The sequence below is a fragment of the Candidatus Odyssella thessalonicensis L13 genome, from assembly GCF_000190415.1.
Lineage (GTDB): Bacteria > Pseudomonadota > Alphaproteobacteria > Paracaedibacterales > Paracaedibacteraceae > Paracaedibacter > Paracaedibacter thessalonicensis.
The window spans coordinates 158,818-181,135 of the sequence record NZ_AEWF01000005.1; the positions used below are offsets into that span (position 1 = coordinate 158,818).

11 protein-coding genes are annotated in these 22,318 nt (G+C 38.9%); 6 read left to right on the forward strand and 5 right to left on the reverse strand.

Annotation, left to right across the window (positions count from 1 at the left end):
* The first annotated feature begins 1,376 nt into the window (after positions 1 to 1,376).
* A complete protein-coding gene (locus HMO_RS0109605) occupies positions 1,377 to 2,678 on the forward strand; it encodes an MFS transporter (protein ID WP_010302096.1) in 1,302 nt (433 codons plus the stop codon).
* A 37-nt stretch (positions 2,679 to 2,715) separates the two neighbouring features.
* Here the strand turns inward: HMO_RS0109605 and HMO_RS0109610 are convergent, their stop codons facing one another.
* Positions 2,716 to 3,567 carry a helix-turn-helix transcriptional regulator gene (locus HMO_RS0109610; protein ID WP_010302098.1) on the reverse strand — a complete coding sequence of 284 codons (852 nt, stop codon included), beginning with the start codon at positions 3,565 to 3,567 and terminating at the stop codon, positions 2,716 to 2,718.
* 277 nt (positions 3,568 to 3,844) lie between these two features.
* Here HMO_RS0109610 and HMO_RS14635 point away from each other — a divergent pair, with 277 nt between their 5' ends.
* Complete coding sequence (locus HMO_RS14635) at positions 3,845 to 4,135, forward strand: cupin domain-containing protein (protein ID WP_010302101.1); 291 nt, start codon at positions 3,845 to 3,847, stop codon at positions 4,133 to 4,135.
* 108 nt (positions 4,136 to 4,243) lie between these two features.
* Here the strand turns inward: HMO_RS14635 and HMO_RS0109620 are convergent, their stop codons facing one another.
* Together HMO_RS0109620 and HMO_RS0109625 are read right to left on the reverse strand one after the other, a co-directional pair.
* The gene (locus HMO_RS0109620; RefSeq protein ID WP_010302104.1) at positions 4,244 to 8,044 is read right to left on the reverse strand and encodes an FAD-dependent oxidoreductase; all 3,801 of its coding nucleotides are present in this window, start codon (positions 8,042 to 8,044) and stop codon (positions 4,244 to 4,246) included.
* A gap of 35 nt (positions 8,045 to 8,079) precedes the next feature.
* Positions 8,080 to 10,362 carry a tetratricopeptide repeat protein gene (locus HMO_RS0109625; RefSeq protein WP_139016867.1) on the reverse strand — a complete coding sequence of 761 codons (2,283 nt, stop codon included), beginning with the start codon at positions 10,360 to 10,362 and terminating at the stop codon, positions 8,080 to 8,082.
* A gap of 902 nt (positions 10,363 to 11,264) precedes the next feature.
* Here HMO_RS0109625 and HMO_RS17095 point away from each other — a divergent pair.
* Together HMO_RS17095 and HMO_RS0109635 are read left to right on the forward strand one after the other, a co-directional pair.
* Positions 11,265 to 17,900: an autotransporter-associated beta strand repeat-containing protein gene (locus HMO_RS17095; protein ID WP_010302109.1), complete on the forward strand. Its 6,636-nt coding sequence runs from the start codon at positions 11,265 to 11,267 to the stop codon at positions 17,898 to 17,900.
* Positions 17,901 to 18,574: 674 nt separating this feature from the next.
* The gene (locus HMO_RS0109635; protein WP_010302113.1) at positions 18,575 to 19,570 is read left to right on the forward strand and encodes a response regulator; all 996 of its coding nucleotides are present in this window, start codon (positions 18,575 to 18,577) and stop codon (positions 19,568 to 19,570) included.
* Here HMO_RS0109635 and HMO_RS0109640 read toward each other — a convergent pair.
* Both HMO_RS0109640 and HMO_RS0109645 read right to left on the reverse strand, forming a co-directional pair.
* Positions 19,521 to 20,003 carry a hypothetical protein gene (locus tag HMO_RS0109640; RefSeq protein ID WP_010302114.1) on the reverse strand — a complete coding sequence of 161 codons (483 nt, stop codon included), beginning with the start codon at positions 20,001 to 20,003 and terminating at the stop codon, positions 19,521 to 19,523. The two genes, HMO_RS0109635 and HMO_RS0109640, sit on opposite strands and share 50 nt — an antisense overlap.
* Positions 20,004 to 20,034: 31 nt before the next feature.
* Entirely contained in the window at positions 20,035 to 20,271 is a 237-nt protein-coding gene (locus HMO_RS0109645) for a hypothetical protein (RefSeq protein ID WP_010302118.1), read from the reverse strand.
* A 501-nt stretch (positions 20,272 to 20,772) separates the two neighbouring features.
* On the opposite strand from HMO_RS0109645, the gene HMO_RS0109650 reads away from it, so the two are divergent.
* Together HMO_RS0109650 and HMO_RS0109655 are read left to right on the forward strand one after the other, a co-directional pair.
* Complete coding sequence (locus HMO_RS0109650) at positions 20,773 to 21,354, forward strand: hypothetical protein (RefSeq protein WP_010302121.1); 582 nt, start codon at positions 20,773 to 20,775, stop codon at positions 21,352 to 21,354.
* The gene (locus tag HMO_RS0109655) at positions 21,351 to 21,968 is read left to right on the forward strand and encodes a hypothetical protein (RefSeq protein ID WP_139016868.1); all 618 of its coding nucleotides are present in this window, start codon (positions 21,351 to 21,353) and stop codon (positions 21,966 to 21,968) included. Before HMO_RS0109650 ends, HMO_RS0109655 begins: the two co-directional genes overlap by 4 nt.
* Positions 21,969 to 22,318 lie beyond the last annotated feature (350 nt).

The window sequence follows — 22,318 nt, forward strand, 5'->3', positions numbered from 1 at the left end:
AATACTTATTTCATATGTGAAGCATATATATACTATATGTATTTGTATTTTTTAACATACATATATTATACATATAGTTTTTATATTCCATATATAAGTAATATTTATATTATATGTAGGCCAATCAAATAACATACTTATCACATACATATAATATACCTATAATATAGCTAAATTTAACCAAATTTAAGAAAGAAGGAGAAAAAAGATAAGATTATTAATGCAGAAGCATGAAATTTTGCGAGAAGAGAAGAAATTCAAAAGAAATTTTAATGCTGATCCTGATTTTATGGCTATAAAATATAGATATTAAAGTAAGGATTAAATCACTAATCTTAAGATAAAATATTTAAGAAGCTAGCACATTATAGCAAAAATTATTAAAAACCCCTTGTAGGTACAAATATTATTGCTACAGAAAATATATTGTTTACGAAGATAGTCTTAAGATTTTCCCTTAATAGTGGGTGTAGAAGTTTCTCATCCAAGAAATAAAAGGCATCACCATTTAGCATACTTAAAATTGCTTGCAGTTAATAAATCTTTATCTTGCTCAAATTAGTGACGTCAGAAATAAAAAGTTGAGTAGGGAGAGCTTAAGAATTTTTAATGCTGCTCATAGATTGTTTAAGGACCTTTCTATTCTGCCTTGTTGACTATCAACAAATATCACGCGTTTAAAGCGTTTATTTTTTATAATTCTCTTCTTTTAGCTGAAAAAGACATGGAACTCATAATTCCAATGATGACCACCGATACTAATTTAAGCTTCAAAGCACTTAAGGTCTGGTCTTGATTTTTTAAATGCTAAGTCTAATCAAAGTTTCTGGCAATTTTTATGTTCAATAAACAGTTAATCACCCCTATGAATAGTTATGTATAATATTCTAAGGTATAGGTAGGGAAGGAGTCTTTAAAGGAAAATTAGAAATATATACCGCAGTTTTATAAGATACATATAGCATACATATATGATATAGTACGAAGAAAATCTTAAGTAGCTTAAGGGAGAAGATTTTGTACTCTTTTAAAAAGTTGCATAGATATATTAGTCTCATCTAAAGCCTTTTAATATCATTGATGGCAAAACAGTTATAACATAAGAATAAATTAAGCATATCCAATACCCCAATGTTATACTAGGAATAAAGTATTTATTAGAGAGTGGACAATTTATAAGTAAATAATAAAAATGCTAAAACTTAAAAAACCACCTGTCTAAAATTTACCCAAGAAAATTTATTTCTATTTTCTTGCTCTTAAGTAATAAAAGTTACTAAATTTGTTGGAGAAATTTTCTTAATTTTTCACATTATTTATTTCTTATTGTTGCTCGTAAATTGAACGGTAAAACATCTAAAATAGGAACAATTTTAATGCAGGTAAGTAATAATAGCTCCGCTCCTTCATACAAAACTTTATTAGCTTGTATGGGGGGGAATATTATAGAGTGGTATGATTTTATGATATATGGATATTTTTCCAGTATTATAGCTCAGCTATTCTTTCCTTCTACCAATAAAACTGCATCATTACTCCTCTCTCTTCTCGTCTTTGCAATTGGAGTAATTGCACGCCCTATAGGGGGGATATTGATTGGTCATATGGGCGATAGAGTTAGCCGTAAAAAGTCTTTAATTTTATCCGTATATCTTATGTTCTTTGCAACTGCTTTAATTGGTTTGCTACCCACTTATGAAAGTATAGGGTTGTGGGCACCACTTATGCTATTTGCTCTCAGAATAATACAGGGCTTAGCAATGGGGGGCGAATATGCCGGAACAATGGTCTTTATGGTTGAGATTGCTCCTAATGAACGTAAGGGCTTATACGGTAGCTTTGCCGCTTTGAGTTTAGTAGTAGGAATGCTTTTAGCCTCAGTTGTAACCTTATTAATACATCAGTTCTCCAACGAGCAAATTCTTGCAGGAGTATGGCGCTTACCATTTTTACTAAGTGTCCTCGGCCTTGCTTGTACTCTTTATATGAGACGTAATCTCATTGATCCTTCCTATTTTGATTATGTGAAGGCTAGAAAACAACTTTCTTCCTCTCCCTTTAAGCAGATGTATTCTACAAATCTACCCTTAATAATTCGAATGATTCTCTTACAAACAGTTCTAGCAATTGGAATGTATACCATTACTGTTTACTTCGTTAATTATGTACGCGAGTATTTACAATCATACAATCATTATGGCTTTGCTATTAATTTGATAGGCATGGTAGTGCTTGGTTTTAGTACTGTCTTATCAGGGTGGCTTTCAGATGTGTACGGTAGAAGACAAATATTATTATGGGCATCTGTCCTAATTATATTTTCTAGTTTTATTTCCGTTTATTTGTCTACCTTTGGACACATAAGTCTGTATCTGCTTTCTCAAATTATTTTGTGCTTCGCAGTAGGTCAATTTTTAGGTACCACTCCCAGTGCCTTAGCTGAGATTTTTGCGTCGGAGATCCGATATACTTCATGCGCCTTTACGAATAATGTGGCTATGGCAATCTTCGGTGGTACTGCACCAACAGTTATATTTTATGGATTAAAGTTAACTGAGGATCCTTATGTTCCCGCTTATTATCTTACAATAGGAGCAATTATTTCCTTTATAAGCATAAAGGCGGTTTACCGTAATAGCAGGGATTCTATTGGACGATTCCAAGAGGTTCAAGAATAAACTTGAGAGGGGGCTGGAAAGTCCCCAAAGCTAACTTTTATTTATGAGCAATAAGAGTTAGCGTACTATTTAGAGCCTCAATCAATTCTGATTGATAAGAAAGTCCTAACTTTGTCTTCATATTATCTAGATAGCCCTCGACTGTTCTAGGTGAAAGGCCTAGAAAAATTGCAATCTCTTTTGCTGTTTTTCCGGTGCTCAATAATTTTAGGCATCGGCTTTCTTGTTTAGAGAGGTAACATACTCCGTACTTTCCATGAATAGGTAATTGCTTAATCTCAGTCTGCTGCAAAAAGTGAATCAAGCTAGAGTGATCAAGGGTATGATAAGAAGAGGGCTCAAATATAAGATGAGTATCCTGGCAAACAGCAAGATTCTTCTCTTCGGGAGTACTTATGATATCAAAAGCTGAAGCATTAAAATATGCAATAAAACGCTCTATATATGGTAAAATAGTAAAATAAACGTTAGGATCTTGATAGCGATCAGGGTTGGTAGAGAAGGTCCATAACTCAATGGAATCTTCATGTTTCCTATAAAAGTTCATTCCATTCCACATTCCCCAATTGTTTAGAGCTTCTAAAAAGTGATCTGTAGCTTTTTGGGGCCATAAAACACGGTAAAAGTTCTCCGATGAGAGAGTATTACCCATGGCATTACAGAAAAATCTCCCATGGGTATGAATATTTTCTAAATGATATTCTACCCACGCATCGTTAGTAGAGATGAAAAGATATCGGCCATTTTTTAAAATTTTCTTATATCCAAATGTTGTTAACCCAAAGGTTTTCAGTAAGGGATCACTTAGCTCTTTTAGTCTGTCACCCAAGCCTAAAGCATAGGCAAGCGCTTTTATATTCTGGGTCTCAAATTCTTTGTTTGGCACCATTTATATTGTCCTATTTCAAATGTAGGAGAACCACTCTCCTAGACGCGTTACTAGAACTTAGCCGCTATCTTATTATGATTTTTTAGCCATACATTCTACCGTGAATCTGTTTTTTGGCATAGCGTATTAATTGCGGTATTTATTTAATCAAAATTTACCATAAATTAGCTAATGCGTCACGCAATATTAGTCCCTTTATTCCTTGCTTTTATCAAGTTTAAGTTTTTGAAAAATAATCATAATCAACCTACAGTTGAAATTTCAGGAGGAAATAAAAATGTTATGCAAATTCTCTTTGAACCCTTCAGGGTTTCTCTTACAGGAATCACCGACTATACTAGGTAAAGTTAATAACAACCATGTAAAAATCTCGAAGGTTCAGGGGGAGGTTACTCAGCATTCTCACGCGGAGTATGATAAAGCAATAATAGTATTAAAAGGCTGCTTACAACTTTTTATTGAGCAGCAAGAAATTATTTTAAAGGAAAATGACCTTCTCATTATTCCTCGGGAAACTTTACATTCTGCGCGGGCAAACGAAGAAACTTGGGTGATGGTAATCGGTTAATTCTGAGGAATGATCAACAGTCAAAAGGAGCGGACATCCATAATGTCCGCCATCTATCTGTGAGCAATCCTTAATTGCTTTTATATTAATTCCCGGAAAGTAAGTAAGCTACTTCTCCTTCAGTTGCGCATATTCTCGTTTCTTTAGAAAGTAATATTCTAGCGCATCCTGTATTAACTCTAATCCGATATTTCCTCTCAAATCTATAGACTCAAGATTTTTTGCATTAGAAATTGCTGAAGCAACATTTTCATACCTCATTAATTGCTCATCGATATGAGATTGTTCGGCTTTATTAGTGTATTGAAGATATGGATAGGGGCCTCTTAAGCATAATCTTTTTAAAGAAGACTGCTTTCGGATCATCGTTTCCAAACAATTAGATTCCATACGAACGTTCGCAAGATTGAGCTCTTCTAAATTAGACAAAATATATAGTCGATCACTAATTAGGGCTAGAGGAATGGAAGAATCTGTAAGGTTGGCTAAAGTCAGTGCTTGCAGCTTGCTCCCTTTTACTATAACTTTTTTAGCAACCGTAGCTGAAATAAGGCCGCCTATAAGGCTGAAAGATTTTAGCCGTGTCCACAGTTTTAGTAAAGGCTCACAAAATCTCTCATCTCTCAAATCCCAATTATATAGGTACAAGCTCTCAAGTGAGTCTAGTGAGGCAGCCTGAGTAAGTATTTTTATACTTAAATCTATTTCTGCCTTATTATAGAGAAAAGTGCCATTAATCTTACGACCCTTATAAGAACTTTCGTTTTTGTTCTTGCAGACTTCAACCCTTCCGAGTTTTAGATGTTGGATATTTCCTTGCTTGAGAACTTTTAATAGAGCTCCGCCTAAGCTAGGTGATAAAATATTATCTTTCAAATCTATCACATTTAACCAACGGATTACTTTAAACTTTTCTGCTATTTCCATCCGCGCTTTTATCTGTGTGGAATTACAATCAAAAAGTCTCAAAGGCAATCTTCTATTAAAAGCATAAAGATGAGCTAAAGGAACCCAATCAGCAACAGGGGGTAGATCTCTATCGTTTTTAACTAAGCAGAGGCTAGAAGGAAGCTTAACAGTGTTGAGAGAAGATTGATCTTTGTCGCCTGGATTAATGTTATCCTTAAATTGACTTAAAAATAATTGAGTCTCTTTGTCTAAGGGCTGAGCAAGACGGGAGATTTTAGGAACTTCTAAAAGCTTTATCAGAACTTGCAATGCGGTGAAAATGGCGAAGCTTCCTTTAGGAGAGTATGCTTCTAGGCATCTATTATAGGTATCTACCCACCGAACATTATCATATTGGCGCTGGTGCAGCTCCTCGTCCCGAGAAAGAGTTGTTTGCGTGATAAGGCTAATGACTTTAGCCTTCTCTAGAAACGCATATTTTTCTTTAGCATTACAAAGAATCTCCCGAGCAACCTCATCTCCCATAGCAGTGTTTGACAATTTATAATAATGCTCCCATGCCTTTCTGGGCAAAGAATTGGTTAAGGGACTACCTTCCTTTAGATCATATCTTCCTTGATAAGATAGACCGTCTATAGGTACAAAAATACTTGCGACGTTGTCATTGAAGAAAGAAAGCATCCCGCCATGTTCACCTATTAGGCCAAAAAAGCTTCGATCGGGTGGGATTCGACATTCACTGATGTCGACTAATGCAATACTGCGAAGATAGACGGTTGTCTCTACATCTTTTTGGGGGTTTTCTGGACTGCTCTTTTTAACTTGTGAATTAATATGAGGGACTCCTGACCATGAAGCATTAATAATGTAGCTCGTGTAAAAAGTCGAGGGTAGATCAGTGGGTGAAACTATTTCCATCTGATATCCTTTTTTGATTGGCCGGATATGTTGGATCCCGGATGAGCAATGAATAGTAATATTTTTTCTCTGTTTCAGTAGATGCTCCAACATTATTCCCAAGCCTACGGGTTGGAAACCGCGTTCTGGAGTATGTAATCCTCCGGCAAAATGGAGGTCAACTCCTAATGCCTCTAGCTCCTTCTTCTCAAGAATACGAAAAAATTCTTCAGGTTTTCCAAATAATCTATTGGCCGTATCTTCACCCCACAGAGTTTTAAGTTCATCATAATATCTCTGATAAATATCTCTTAGCGCTTCATATTGCTGCATCAAAGTTGTAAACTCTAATTGATGGTTAGAACGCGGAGTGTGAAGGCTTGCACGCGCTACTAGGAAATCAATTGCTTTTCGTGATGTTAGGAATAGTTCCGTTTGAAACATCTGCCGGAATAAAATGGCACTCAGCAAACATTGTTGAGCAGTCAAGCCATCCTTAGGATATTCCCCTCCCAAATGAAGACGAGAAACCACCTTACTTGCACCATTTAACAAATGAGCCTGCTTTTCAAAGATATGGATATCAAATAAGGGTTCTCTGTGTTTATCTTTGAGATTAGCAATTTGGAGCGCTGTTATGATTCCTGTCAGTCCGCCACCAATAATGGATATTTTAGGCCTTCCTTTCGTATAAAGTCTATGCTTGAGTAATGCATTTAGTTTTTTCTCGGGCAAAGCTTGGAATGCAGGATACTTGTTCTCTAGAAAAAAATTAGCAAGAAAGTCGTGAGATGCGTTTTGACGAAGAGTTTTAATGCCTCTTCCCGGAAATTGATCCGACCCTGCACCAAACATATCAAATATGTAAGGATTTAAATGTTTGCCAGGATTGCTTCTCGGGAAATGTTTCCTAAGGGTCACATTTTGCTTTTCAAATTTATTAAAGGCTACATTGTGATGCTTATTTCTTTTAGAGATTAAAGAATCTTGTCTTGAAAAACGACGAGTAGTTATCTTCAAGCTATTTGTATACCATAATTTGTTACTATTTAATTGTTTGGGGAGGGTAGAATTCTGAAGATGGCCCTGGATAACTATAAGAAAAAAGGCACTCTGAAAGATCCCCATTTTAAAAGCTAGACTGAAATACTTTAAAGTTTTTTCAAGTGTTTCTTGCTTTTTGTACCCACCCCACATGTGCAAACAAGCAAGATCATAAGCAGCTCTGCCTCTAACATATAAATTATTACTCTCATTTTCTATTGCTTGAAGAAGCTCATGCTCTTTTTGTGAAAAAGTATATTGCTCGATTCTATCAGGTATATTCGACCAGAAGTATCCTCTTCTACTTTTATGGCCAATTTTTTCATTATTTAAAGAATAATTTACCAAAATATAGGCATCTGGGCAAATTTGCTCCTTATCTTGTTCAATTAGAATACGAGCTAAGTGCAATTCAGCCACATGACGCGAGCGTAAATTTTTAGCTATAAGAAGCTCAAAGAATTGCTTAATGCCATTGTTTTCTAATAGTAATGTTAGTTCTCTCTCACTTACCAAAATATTAATCAAACTGTTGAGTGCTCTCTCAGACTTATAATCTAATGCTAACAAGAACCAGTGCACTGCTTTAACATGATCTACAAAGAAGACTGTATTACCAAAGTAATAAGCATTAGACATAAAGGATAAGCTTTCAGGAGTAGGAACTCTTATCACACTAGAATCTTGTTTACTTAACATACCTCTTACTTTCTCGTCAAATTCATTAAGAAATTTGCTGCGAAAAGGAGGATTTATCCACTTTGCATTTAAAAGGACTAATAAGTTATCAAAACTTCCCTCTTTAATCGCTTTTTCACCATAATCGTATGCTTTCTTATTATTTGACTTAGCAGCATAATATGCACAAAGCAGTATATCTCCAAACTGGTTATCCTTATTCTCGTATTTTTTAGCAATAGATTTAATGTCTTCTTTTTTAAGGAGCTTTAGGACACTAGTAATTAAATTGGAAAATTTCGTATATTTTTCTTGTATATTTGCAGTTTCGATTTTATTTTCTGTGAGCTCTTTGGTTATCTCTTTTGAGATGTAGAGCATAATATTTCTAAGGCGCCAAGCAAACTTTGGCTTCTTCAGATTATTTGGTAAGTTAAGTTTTTTCCTTTGTCAAGCAAGCTCTGAAAGAACGTATAAAAGTTCTCATTCACTTTCAAAACTCTCTCAAACTCTTGTTGCTGGCTCAAATGATAAGGGTAATAGGCGAATTGGGGAGGTAATAAAAAGACATCCCAGAACTTTACAATGATATTCTTTAATCCCTTTGATGAATGATTATATTTAAGCGTATTATTCTTATTATTATCTATAATATTTTTATAGAGGAAAATAAAAGTATCACTATAATCAACTTTATGTAGTGCAAGACAGTTTTCCGGAATAACATCTTTGCTACCTAGCAATATAATATTATGATATCTCTGGAGATCTTTTAATAAGAGGAAGTTTTTCCTGTTGTCAGTTTGCTGTGTCGAATTCTGTAAAATTTTTAAATTACTGTATAAAAGCTCTTTAAGCTGCTCTAAGGGAAGCTCAACAGACCGAACTGGTACATTGCGCGATTGTTGGAAAACATCAAATAATTCAATATAAATCTTAGATAGCAGTCTCGAATAAAGCTGTTGCTTAATTTCACTCTTGGAGGTTTTATGAGTGATAATATGATCAGCTAAGAGTAAAAATAATTCTATAGTATTAGCATGCTTCTTTTCATTTTTTGGCCAAGTAAAAAGGTTAAAAGTTCTATCCCACTTAATAGCTAGCTGTTTTATCTTCAGCGGTATACACGTTGAAGGATGTCTTTGAACGCGATCGCTATTGATCCTCATTGCCCACAATTTTAGCAGTTTATTATAAGCTTTACTTATTAGCTCTTCCTCAGGGCCAGCTTTGATCAAATCTGAGTTATTTGTGGCTTGGAAATGTCGAATAACTTTATATAGTGCCTCTTCTATAAGATAAAAGCGTTTATCGTTATCCTTTTTCTTTTTAGACCGTTTTCCATACCATTTTAGTCCAAGATGATAATAACCTAAGATATGATGTTCCTTAATAAGAGCACGGAAATATTTAGAGGCTCTGATTGAATCATTTTTCTTTAAATATAAGCTACCAATTGCTGCTAGTGAATCCCTATCACCACAGCTAGCAGCATATTTTAAAATCTTTAAAGATAATTCTATATCAGATTTAACAATATGGGAGGCTAGCTTGTGAGCTGCAGACAAGGATCCATTTTTAAATGCTAAAAAGAGATGGAAATCAGTTTCTCGGGGAAAAGGTTCAGAGTGCAGAGAAGTCAGATACTCCTGGGCCCTTATAAGCCCTTGCTTTGCTGCTTGTTGAGCATAATGGATACTTTTTTTAGTGTTAGATGATATTAGTCCCCCTGGACCATAAAGTACTGCTAAAATATCTTGTGCATATGGATGACCGCTTTCGGCTAAACTTTCTAATTCACTAAGCCATTTATAAGTATAGTTAAGGCGTGCGCCCAAAGGTGTTAAACCAGTGGTCAATATATTCTTTCCCACTGTTTGGAGATAACGTAAAAGTAAACCTGCAGCTATAGCATTATAGAGGGCTTGTCTGTCAAGTTCCTTATAAGCATTGATATCTCCTTTACAAGCCAGTTCATAGAGATCATTAAGTTTTACATCTGCCTCCTCTACTTTAACTTTATAAAAATGAGGAAGAGACAGAGGGGAAGGGAATACCTTATCATTGTTGATTTTTAAAGCTTCAGCCACTTGAGGTATCAAATCTTCCAAAGAGGCAGTTGAGCCTTCGCGTTGAGAAATAGATTTTAATTCAATTTCTCCACTGCTGCTTTGGTAAATTGACCCTTTTTTATGGTAAACCCTTTGTATAAGAACAGCGCTGTTTGCTAAAACGGCATACTTATGTTGTTCCCAAATCTTATCAAGCTCCTCAATGTCTCCTTTAAAGTCAGCCTTTAACGTTCGCCAAGAAAGTATTTTCTCTGCCAAAGGCTTAAAGCAGGTATTAACTGACCGCATCTTTAGTAGACTTTTTTTATTGAGAAAACGGTAAATATTATAAATTATGTCTTCGGGCATACCTTGCAAACAAGGATCAACCAAATGGCCTGAAATGAAGTACCTTTTTTCCTTTCTGCTGCATAATAATTTATCAGATGAGCCAGATCTCCAAGAATCTGATCGGTTTGTACTTTCTTCACTTACTTCAGTATGTTGCTGCTTTTCGGGAAGGTCTCTTTTAAAAATACGAGGGTCTTCCATAGCCGTGGCCTGGCCTATATTCGACATTACAAGACTTGTAATTAAGAAATAGGTGATAGATTTACGGATCCAACATTGATAATAAGAGTAATACATACTTATAATTCCTTTTTTAAAAGATTGGGGTTCTTCTAACCTTTTTATCAGTAATTGAGAAAAGATCATGGCATCTTTAAATGTTTGTATAAATTCTTGAAGGCTTAAATAATATTAGGCCATGTATTTCTATATATAATTTTTGGCATTTATTATATTTATAAGTATATCTTCTCTCCTTCCTCTTTTCGTTTAACCGAAGAGAAGAATAGCTATCTGCTCCTTTTATTGAATCGCATTATTGTGTTTTCTGTAAGAACTTTACTAATACCTAGAGTTTTAAATATGCGCTTTTTATTGTCTTCTATAGAACCTCGATAACGTTTTACACAATCTCGTGCTCAATACATAATCTTAGGGGTTTACTCTAGAGTTCGGGCAGTCTCTCTAATATGCTACCTTTGCATACTTTGTTAATTGCTTAGTGCAGCGTATAAACTACTTTATTCTTCAATTTTGTGAAAGCTAGCCTTTAACAAAATTACATTTGTTCTCTTTATCACAATTATAGGGAATACCTCATTTCCTATAATTTTGCAAGAATACATTTAAAAGTATTTTATAATTTCTTAATAACCCAGGGTTAAGATAAAAATTATTATCTAATGCCGTGAAGTTTTTATTGCATATGTGTGCGCAGGATCACAGCTCAATTTTAAAAAGTTGAGAGCTTTATTAATGAGCGCAAAGATCGATGTTTTATCAGAGGGATAAATACCTTCTATTTTTTAAGACTCACTTGTAGAGAGTGTGAAAGCTGGACTTAAAATAATTCTCTACCATTACCCCTACTTGTCATTAGTCTGGATGATAAGCAAATTGGTTAACCTTTATTAACAGTATATTATTTTACTTAAAATTAAGCAAAAATATTTATAAATAAGCCTTTTGTTGTTTAACAAATGCAAACCCTCAAGCTAAAAAAAATATTGGCAACTACCCTCACTCTGAGTACCTACTTTTCAATTGTGAAAGCTACTCAGACTTATAACGTTACTGTAGCTACTGATACACCAGCTAGTCCTACCATTGGAACAGCAGGCTCTGCTGGAAGCGGCTTTGATTTGCGCGGAGCCATTCTAACGGCTAATGCTTCTAACAACACAAATATTATCATTAACTTTAATTTTGGCAGTGCTCAAACAATTACTCTTGGTAATCATTTACCCATGATTTCTAATTACGATGGTACGAGCTCCAGCGCTGCTCCGATTAATAAAACCTGGACTTTCAATGGTAATAATAGAGTTACCATTAATGGTGCTAGTCTTTATCGTGGCTTTTTCTTAAGCCCTGTACCTACCTCAGCAGCACAAAATGACTTACCGTCGAGCGGCTATACCCAGCAGCTTAATGTAACTTTTAATGATATGATCATTCAAAATGTTTTAGCAAAAGGCGGTGATGGTCAGGGGGGCGGTATGGGAGCAGGGGGAGCGGGCTTTGCAAATTCCTATACCAATCTCACGGTGAACAATGTTGTCTTTACTAACTGTAAAGCGCAAGGAGGTAATGGAGGCAGTAATGGTACTCTTTCATGTAGAGGGGGTGGTGGCCTGGTCAGTGCCGGTGGCAATGCCGGTGGTAGTGGTGGAGGGGGCCTTGGGGGAAAGGGGGGTGATACTACAAATAACGGGACTGGCGGCGGCGGCGGCGGCATAGGCAATGCGGGTAGTGCTGCTAACGCTAGTGTAGGCGGCGGCGGCGGTGGGTTTGGTGGTAATGGCATAGGTCAAATTCTTGGTACTGCTTTTACTGGTGCCACGGGGAGTAGCAATAGTGGAGGCGGTTCCGGTGGCGGTGTGAGTCCGAGCGGGGGTCAAGGAGGTTTGGGCGGCGGCGGGGGCGGTTCATCTAGTAGTGGAGCTGGTAGCTCTGGCGGGTTTGGCGGCGGGGGCGGCGGGGGCTATAGTTCTTCAGGCAGTGGCGGGTTTGGCAGCGGCGGCGGCGGCTGGAGTGGTGGTAGTGGTGGGGGGGGCAATGGCGGGTTTGGCGGCGGGGGTGGCTTTGGAAACGGAGGATTCGGCGGCGGTGCCGGCTATTTCAATGGTCCGGGATTTGGTGGTGGCGATGGAAGCTCAGCTACCAATTATGGAGGATCACTAAACCTCTATAATAACTTAGGAGGCGGTGGCGCTGGGTTCGGGGGAGCTTTATTCCTGCGGAATGGAGGAAGTCTGTCAATAATTGGTCCTGCTGTGTTTGGCCAAGGTACTCTGAATAGCGTAGCGGTCGGCTCAGGGGGTAGCGATTATCCTCCTATATTTGGTTCCAAGGTAGCCCCTTTGGCTATAGGACAAGATATATTTGTTATGGGTACTTCTTCAAGTGGGACCCCAGTGACATTAAACACTGCAGCAGGAGATATAACCTTTAATGGTTCTATTGGCGATGATAATGGGAACAGTTCATCTCTGGGGGCTAAATTAGTCGTCTCTGGGACTAACAAGGTTATTCTGAAAGCAGCTAGTACTTATATTGGAGGTACCGATGTCAACGCTGGAACGATCAATATTAGCAACAACGCTGCTTTAGGCACCGGAACTGTCAAATTAGCAGCAACTACAATGTTGCAAGCAGGGGCGAACCTCAGTAATATTTCGAATGCTTTCAGCCTAGCTGGTAATACTACAATTGATAATCAAACTTATGATATGACTCTAGCTGGCAATATCACGAGTACAGGCGCTTACTCGCTTACTAAAATAAATTCTGGGACTTTGACCTTATCAGGTATTAACAGTTACTCGGGCGGCACCATCGTTAATGCTGGAACCTTAGCCATAAGTAACTATCAAGCCTTGGGCACAGGTAACGTTTCCTTAGCTTCAGGCACTACGCTTGCACTGACAGGCAATATTACGTCGGCTAACCCCTTAGCAAATACTATCATCTTGACCGGCAATGCTACCATCGATAATGGTAGCTATACTGGCTATTTTAGTAATCCTTTTACTCATGCTTTCACAATAACTTTTCAAGGCAGTGGTACCACTGTTATCAGCGGCGCCAACACACCGTCTTCGACAACGATTGCGGCCGGCATCTTGGCTCTCAATACCGGGGCAAGTCTTGCCAATAGTATAAGCATTGCCAATGGCGCTACCTATGATATCAGTAATGGGGCCTCTAATCCTTCCTTAAGCAGCATCACCGCTGTTGCCGGTAGCAGTATAAATCTAGGTAATCAAAATTTATCTCTCAGCTCTGTAACTATCGCTGGCAATCTTCTGGATGGCGGCTTGAGCACTTTAACGGGGGCCAGTGTTACCAAGACAGGATCTGGAACGCTAACTTTATCGGGCACCAACACTTATAGTGGGGGTACGGCGATTCAACAAGGTACTGTCGTTATTGGTAATGCTAGCGCCTTAGGAAGTGGAGCTGTCACCTTAGGCACACTAAGTAATGCCGCAACCCTTCAATTTAGTGGCGCTTACACGTTGGCTAATGCAATCACTCTATCAACAGTCCAGACTAGTACGATTGATTTAAATAATTTCAACGCAACCTTAAGTGGAATTATCTCTGGCGGCGGCGCCACATTAGCACTGGTCAATAGTGGTGCTAGTGCTAAGACTTTAACTTTATCTGGTGTTAATACTTACACAGGCACTACTTCGATTGGAGCTTTAGTGACTGCGGCTCTAAGTGGTAGTGGGAGTTTAGGCAGTTCTAACTTAAGTTTTGCCGCTTCGAGTTCCATCTTCGATATTAGTGGCATTACTCCTGCTTCTTTAACAGTGGGTGACTTAAATAGTGCTCAAGGACAAATCAATTTAGGAAGTAAGAATTTAAAATTTGGCAGCAGTACCACCACCGCCGATTTTGCGGGCATCATTCAAGGTGCTGGCGGATCCTTAACCAAGACTGGTACAGGCACAGCCACCTTGTCGGGCGCCAATACCTTTACAGGTGGGGTGGCCATTGAGCAGGGTACCCTTGTCATCAAGAATGCTAGCGCCTTGGGAAGCGGAGCCGTCACTCTTGGCACAGCAAGTAGCGCTGGGACCTTAAAGCTTGGCGGTGCTTATAGTCTTGCTAACTCGATTGCATTATCAACGGCCCAGACCAGCACTATTGATTTAAATAATTTTAACACAACCTTAAGTGGGATTATTTCTGCGGGCGGAGCTACGCTAACATTGGCCAATAGTGGGGCGGTAGCCAAGACCTTAACCCTATCCGGTGTTAATACTTATTCAGGCACCACCTCGATTGGTGCGTTAGTGACCGTGGCCTTAAGTGGTAACGGCAGCTTGGGCAGTTCTAACTTAAGCTTTGCGGCTGCTAGTTCTGTTCTAGATATTAGCGGCATTACTCCTGCTTCTTTCACGATAGCTGATTTGAACAGTCCTCAGGGTAAAGTTGAGCTGGGAAATAAAAACCTAACCTTAGGCTCGGCCACAACTACCGCTGATTTCGGGGGCGTTATCCAAGGATCAGGCGGCTCTTTAACCAAGGTTGGCAGTGGCAAGGCGACGTTATCCGGCGCTAATACTTATACCGGTGGCACCACTATTAGTGCTGGAACCTTAGCCATAAGTCATTATCAAGCATTAGGCACGGGTAACGTTTCCTTAGCGTCAGGAAGTACGCTGGCACTGGGAAACACTATTACGGCGGCTAATCCGGTCGCAAATAATGTCATCTTGACCGGCAATGCTACCCTCCATAATGGCGGCTATACCGGCTATTTTAGTAATCCGATTACGAGCGCCTATACAGTAACTTTCCAAGGCACTGGGACCACTGTTATTAGCGGCGCAAATACGCCGTCCTCGACGACAATTGCGGCGGGCACCTTGGCTCTGAATACCGGAGCGAGTCTTGCCAACAGTATCAGTATTGCTAATGGCGCGACCTATGATATCAGTAATGGAGCGGCTAATCCTTCCTTGAGCAGCATTACCGCTGTTGCGGGGAGCAGCATTAAGTTAGGCAATCAAAATTTATCTCTCAGCTCTGGCACTATCGCTGGCAATCTTCTGGATGGCGGCTTGAGCACTTTAACGGGAGCTAGTGTTACTAAGACCGGCGCGGGGACATTAACCTTATCGGGCACCAACACTTATAGTGGAGGTACAGCGATCCAACAAGGTACTGTCATTATTGGTAATGCTAGCGCCTTGGGCAGTGGGGCTGTCACCTTAGGCACAGTAAGTAATGCCGCAACCCTCCAATTTAGTGGCGCTTACACGGTGGCTAATGCAATCAGTCTATCCACAGCGCAGACCAGTACGATTGATTTAAATAATTTCAACGCAACTTTAAGTGGGATCATTTCTGGGGGCGGCGCCACACTCGCATTAGTCAACAGTGGTGGGGCGCCACGGACGCTCTCCTTATCAGGCGCCAATACCTATTCGGGCACCACCTCGATTGGCGCATTAGTGACTGCGGCTCTAAGTGGCAATGGGAGTTTAGGCAGTTCTAACTTAAGTTTTGCCGCGTCGAGCTCCATCTTCGATATTAGTGGTATTACGCCTGCTTCTTTAACAGTGGGTGACTTAAATAGTGCTCAAGGACAAATCAATTTAGGGAGTAAGGACTTAAAGTTTGGCAGCAGTACTACCACCGCTGATTTTGGTGGCACTATTCAAGGGGCTGGCGGATCTTTAACTAAGACCGGTACGGGTACGGCGACCTTGTCAGGAGCCAATACTTTTACGGGGGGCCTTAGCATTGATCAGGGTACCCTTGTCATTAAGAATGCAACCGCCTTGGGAAGCGGAGCTGTAACTCTTGGCACAGCCAGTAGTGCGGGGACATTAAGCCTTGGCGGGGCGTATAGTCTTACTAACCCAATTGCGTTATCGACAGCCCAGACCAGTACCCTTGATCTGAGCGGCTACGATGGAACTTTGAGTGGGATTCTCTCTGCCGGCGGCGATACCTTGTCTGTCATCAATGGTGGTGCGAGTGCCAAGACCTTAACCGTGTCTGGCGTTAATACTTATGCTGGGACCACCGGCGGTGGTACGACGCTTACCAATGGGACAGTCCGTATTACGCATCAGCAAGGGGTAGGGACGGGGGCCATTATCTTTGCTGGGATAGGGACAACACTCGAAATTGGTTCAGCTTTGAGTGGAGCGATTGCCAATGCTATTACTGTTAATGCCAACAGTAACTTGGATACTCAAGGATATGATGTAACTTTAAGCGGTACAATTACTGGAACGTCGACCTTAAGAAAGCTTGGCAGTGGTGTCTTAACTCTGGCCAGTGCTAACGCTTTTAATGGCATTATTCTTGACGATGATACGGTGGCGCTGGGGGACAACCAAGGCTTAGGAGCTGGAGCATTTTCTTTCAATAATAGCGGTACTAAATTGATCATTGCCGCCAACTTAACCAATGTTGCCAATCCCATCGCTTTGACCGCCAGTGGCATTATTGATACGAATGGCAACACTGCGACGTTAACAGGAAGCCTGACCGGTACCGGAGATTTGACGAAAGATGGAACGGGAACGTTGCAGATCACCACGGTCAATCCGGGTTACTCGGGCGACGTAGTAGCCAACGCAGGTGAGTTGAAAGTGAACGGATCCCTGCCTAACTCTAATGTTACTGTGGCCAATGTGGCGCGTTTCACTGGGAACGCCACGGTTAATAATCTTATAAATACCGGAATCATTAAGCCTGGCAACTCCATTGGTACTGTTCAGGTTTTAGCAAACTTTGATAATACTAATGGAACTTATAACTGTGAAATTAATGATGCCAGCCAGTCCGATTTGATCCAAGTGACAGGAACTACAACTCTAGGAGGAACGCTCAACATCCTGCCTCAAGCTGGCACCTACACAACGCCTAAGACTTATACCATTTTGACAGCGGGCAACCCTATTGTTACCCAATTTAATACAGTCACTTCCTCCTCTGCTATGCTCAAATATACGCTCAATTATATGGCCAATAGTGTGCAATTAACGGCTGTCCAGTCCTTTACACTCAACCAAGTGGTAACAGAGGGCAATGCTGGAGGGGTGGCCGATTATATTATCCGCCATAATCCCCCCCCTGGCTCCCAGCTGGGTCAGCTTCTGGATGTTTTGGCTACTCTACCCCTCAATGAATTATACGAAGCCTTAAATCAGCTGCAGCCATCTGCCAATGTCTTGATTGGGGGAACGATGGGCAAGTCTGAACTCAGTCAAGCTGACGAGCTCTTCTCTTCCTTTACCACGGAAGAGACCTTAAAGCGCCTGCGCAACACTAAGAAGAAAAACACTGCCTCTAAGCAGATCTCTCAGATGGTCTCGCGCTTAGCAATGCCGATGAGCCAAAGCTTGAATAGCTTATATGTCAGCAAAGGCTCGCCTAATTATGCCAGTCAGTATAATCTTCTGCCCCACGGCCAAGAGGCACCGCAAAATATGAGTGTGTCTTATGGAAACACGATACAGGCCGGCCTTGGTATTGCGGCCGCCTTAACTGAGGACCTGTCCTTAAGCCTGAACTATAATAATGAATGGTCTTCTTCTGAACGCTTAAATCGCTTACTCCTAGAGCTCAATTATCGGTTTTAAGAGTTAAATTAAACCGAGCATATAAAAGGATACACTTTTTATTGAAACCCGCACGTGGTTAATAATTTTATATCTTGCCCTCCTACTCGAGCTACTCATATTTATTGCTCTGATTTTATCGTTATATAGGAAGAAATAGGAAGATACTTGTTCAGATCTTAGAGGATGCAGATGATCTTTACTCTTCACAATTATTAAGGAGAGCCGTGCGTATTAACTTTAATCTATCTTAAAAAGGAAGGCCTTTAAACCTTTATGGAATTAGAGAATAGGATTGAGTATAAAACTGGATTTTCTTATCTTCTGAAAGTTCTTCTACTTAGGGAATCGAAAATAGAACTAAGTTAAAAAATAGATCCTTTAAGCATAGTGCACCCTTATAAAGATGCAATTTACAAGTAGCTTTTAATAAACGATCCTACCACTAAATATTACTTGCTTTTGTTTGCCTAAAGGGTGAACATTCTCCATTCAGCTGAAAAGCTATCCACAATTCAGGGGATAATTCAATTATATATTAAGAGCTTGTTAACTTATGATCGGCAAAAAAACAGTCTTGTTCAACCCTTTGCTTATTTTTTAAGCTTATCCTGTTTTAAAGATGCGAAATATATTTACTATTAACTATTTTGTGGCAAACTAAGCGCGAAAAGATAAATCACAAGGATAACCAAATGAATTCATTACTCTGCTGTTATTTTCCTACTAAAGTCGTTTTCATCGATGATAATCCTCTTTTTTTACAACCTTTGATACAGATTCTTGATCATAAGATTGCTAGCTATGATTTTTTCGATAATCCGTACAAAGCTTTAGAATTTATAAATAGAGGGAAAGGTATAGATTTTTTACCTTCCGCATTCCCAGACCGTAAACAAAGAAACGAGGAAATATATCTCTCCATCTTTAACCCTGAGCGCTATGAAGAAGTATCAACAGTTATTGTTGACTATGATATGCCGGGTATGAAGGGATTAGAGTTTTGTGAAAAATTAGAAAATCCTTACATTCGTAAGGTTCTGAATACCGGAGTTGCTGATGAGAGGTTAGCAATTGAAGCTTTTAATAAAGGGCTCATTGATGGATATATCCGCAAGCAAGACCCGAATCAGGCTTCAACATTTAGAGATTTTATTATTAAGAGCCAACTGAAATATTTTAAGGCTCTCACAGATGTTTCGCTCGAAATTCTAATCAAGAAAGATATTATTTATGATGATCATAGGGACTCTCCGCTTTATGATTCTGCTTTTATAAAGTATTTTAATGAGTTGATAGAGAAAAATAATATCTCTGAGTATTACTTTAATCAAAGTATGGGTGGATTTGTGTTTCTGACAGCTCAAGGTAAAGTCAGCGCCCTCTATTCCCTAAGTAACGAAATCTTTGATGATGTACAATCAGGATACATTGTGACACTTGAGCAGGAAATCTCTAAAAATAAAAGGATCTCTTCTCTGATTAAAGACTTAGAAGAAAATCGCAAAACCCTCTGCTTTCCCTTCCATGGAAATAACCAGCATCCAGATGCTAATAATTGGGAAGAGTATGCTTACCCTATTCATGTTGTGCAGGGGAAAAATACTTATTACCTCGCTTATGTATCGGAAGTTGACTATATCAACTCTTCAGAGGTCTCTTCTTTCGAGAAGTATCAGCAAGAAATATAGTGGTACAGAGGTGGTCAGTCATCTCAGCAGCTAAGCTATTTTCTTGCTCTGGGAGTGAGGCAGCATTGAATGCCGATACTAAGCAGTCGGATATAAGGCACCTTTCAAGTTCAATCTTATTGCGGACTTCTTGCAGATTAATTAAAAGTGTATAGATAATAGTCAATGCATTTCTAGCTAATCTCTCTAAATTTGATGCCGTGTGCTTAAGAGACTGTAAAATAATCTCATTAATGTAATGAACATTAGAATCTTTCTGCTGTGGGATCTCTCGGCTACTTATAAGTGTAAGTAGATGCATTTTCAAACCTTCAGCCATATGATTAGCGCCGCCTACGCGAATTCGCGTCTTATGGACTATTGCTGCAGCTTGTACTCTAAAAGATTGTTGCTTTTCTTGCGCAATAGTAGCCACTTTTATGGCTTTAACCACCCGTTTCTCTAATTCTTTGAGAGCCGTATATTCAATGATGTCCTAGAATTCCAACAATGTTTCTATCTTTATCATAGAGAAGCGATTCATTAGTTAACATAGTAAGTTGAGTCCCCTTTATGAGAGCAGGTATTTCAATAATTTCTTCAGAGGTTCCTGTTTTTACAATTCTTGGGCCCATTTCTCTTAAAGTATTTGCCACTTCTTTCCACGGCATCTGATAGTCAGTTTTGTCAATCATCTCTTCAGGGGATTTAAAACCAGCCATTTTAGTCAGCTTTTGTTTGCAACCTAGAGAGGTGCCATTTCTATCTTTCCAATAATAATACTCCCCCTACGTTTCAGTATATTATTCAGATAAACTTCTGAATTTTCATCCTTTGAAAATACCTATTAGGAGGAGAAAGAAACAGATGAAAAATGACTGGGTTCTTGAGTTAAGACATGTATCCCTAAAAAGCTATTTTATCGTTCTATTTAAAGCAGCTCTGAAAAAGAGACATAAATATTCATAGAACTTGCGAACAGTCGCACTATTTTCTAAAGCTTGAGGATAACGGTAGAAAATATCGCAAGTATATTGTTGCCACTTAAGTCATTGAGATCAGATCTAACCTGTCACTTAATGTAGTAGCTAAAAGTTTGTGGTTAGCAGTCAAACGGAATAGGAGTAATAAGGGACTCATACTGCGACTCATCTTTTAATTGATTGACCATTTCATGAGGGATGGTTAAGGTTGTGACCACTATAAATACTAGGAATAAACAGATGAAATATTGTTATATGTCAGCATTATCACTGCTCCTTATGGGCTGCTCCCAGACACCCGTTATTACTGAGAATTATGATGAATTTAAAAAAGCAAAAGTCTGCAAATTAAATCCTTACCTTATTCGAAATGAATGCCGTGTCTCCACCTCCCGCATTACTGAGATCACTCTTGAATCTCAACCTGATGGCACTATTAAGGCTATCTTAACTTCGCGTATCTTAAAGAATCTCTTTTTGAACTATGATAACTTTGATCACCGTTCAAAACTCAAATTTACTATGACTAACCCTGCTCAGAAAACAGAAGAATTGATTTTTCAGGGGCAGGATGTCTCAATTACTCATGATTCTCAAAGAATTTATGGAGCCTATGGAATTGTCCTAGATATGCCCGTGGTTAATGCGCTTATTACTTTCCGTTTAACAGCGGACCAGTTGCATAAAATAGCTAATTCTGAGAAAGTGGGATTCTATTTTGAGTCTGGCAACGATCCAATTATCGGTGAGTTTAATGAATCCCATAAAGAAGCATTCAAGCAATTTTTAAGTAAATGTGTCCATTGGAACCAAAGAAAATGATGACAAAATCTCTATCAGCCACTATATTCTCGTCAATCTTACTTCTGTCGGGATGTGCGAATCACTCTATTATTAAGTCTGCATCAGAAAGAGGCAAATCTGAATGTAAATTAGTCTTGGCTCAAGCAAAGTTAGTTACGCAGAACAGCCCTGTCTTTCGAGGGCTATTAGCGCAAGTGACAGGCAGAGTAGCTCAGTTGGGAATTAAGCGCTTAGATGACCACAATTTAAGATTTTGGATCGAATTTGTTCCTCTGAACCCTTTAGAAGATCCGCTCGAACATCCTGGAGTAATTTTAAAGCTTTATAAGAATGAAAAGATGATTCGAGAGGATAAACTTCCTGACGGTCAGCAACATAGAGTTTTTGAGGAAGTAAAAGGGCCATTTTCAGCTCAGGATATCTGGCCTAATGCTTCAAAAAGGATATATTGGAGACAGCTGGAAGAGAAAGCTATCTCTTTTGCAATTTCTAGAGAACAATTTGAAGCGATTCTCAAGGCTGATGGGGCTGCTTTTGTTATTCAGACCCATTATGATCCCATCATCGTTGCCATTAATAAGGCAAATTTTGAGCCTTTACTAGAATTTAAGCAACAATGCTTAGTTCAGTAATAGGAGCATAACTAACTGATTAAAATATAAAATTAAAGGCTAAAGCATAAACTTTAGCCTATTTCTATGTAATTTATCCTTGATAACAAGTTACAGAATAAAACCCCTCTTTACCCGTCTCGATTTAAGCAGCAGTAACTCCTATTATTATGTAAGAAAGCATTTTGGGATTGCTCACTTTATCAGTTCTTACTCTGTGCTCTGTGTCTTTTTAGTTTTACCGGTTCCTAAAATCTGGATGCCTTTATATGTGAGCTCAATTTTATTACTCTTCTATAATTAGTAAATTTTTCATGTTAGAGCCTTGGAGTGGTGGCTTGCTTCATCATTTAAAGGGAACAAAAATTCTA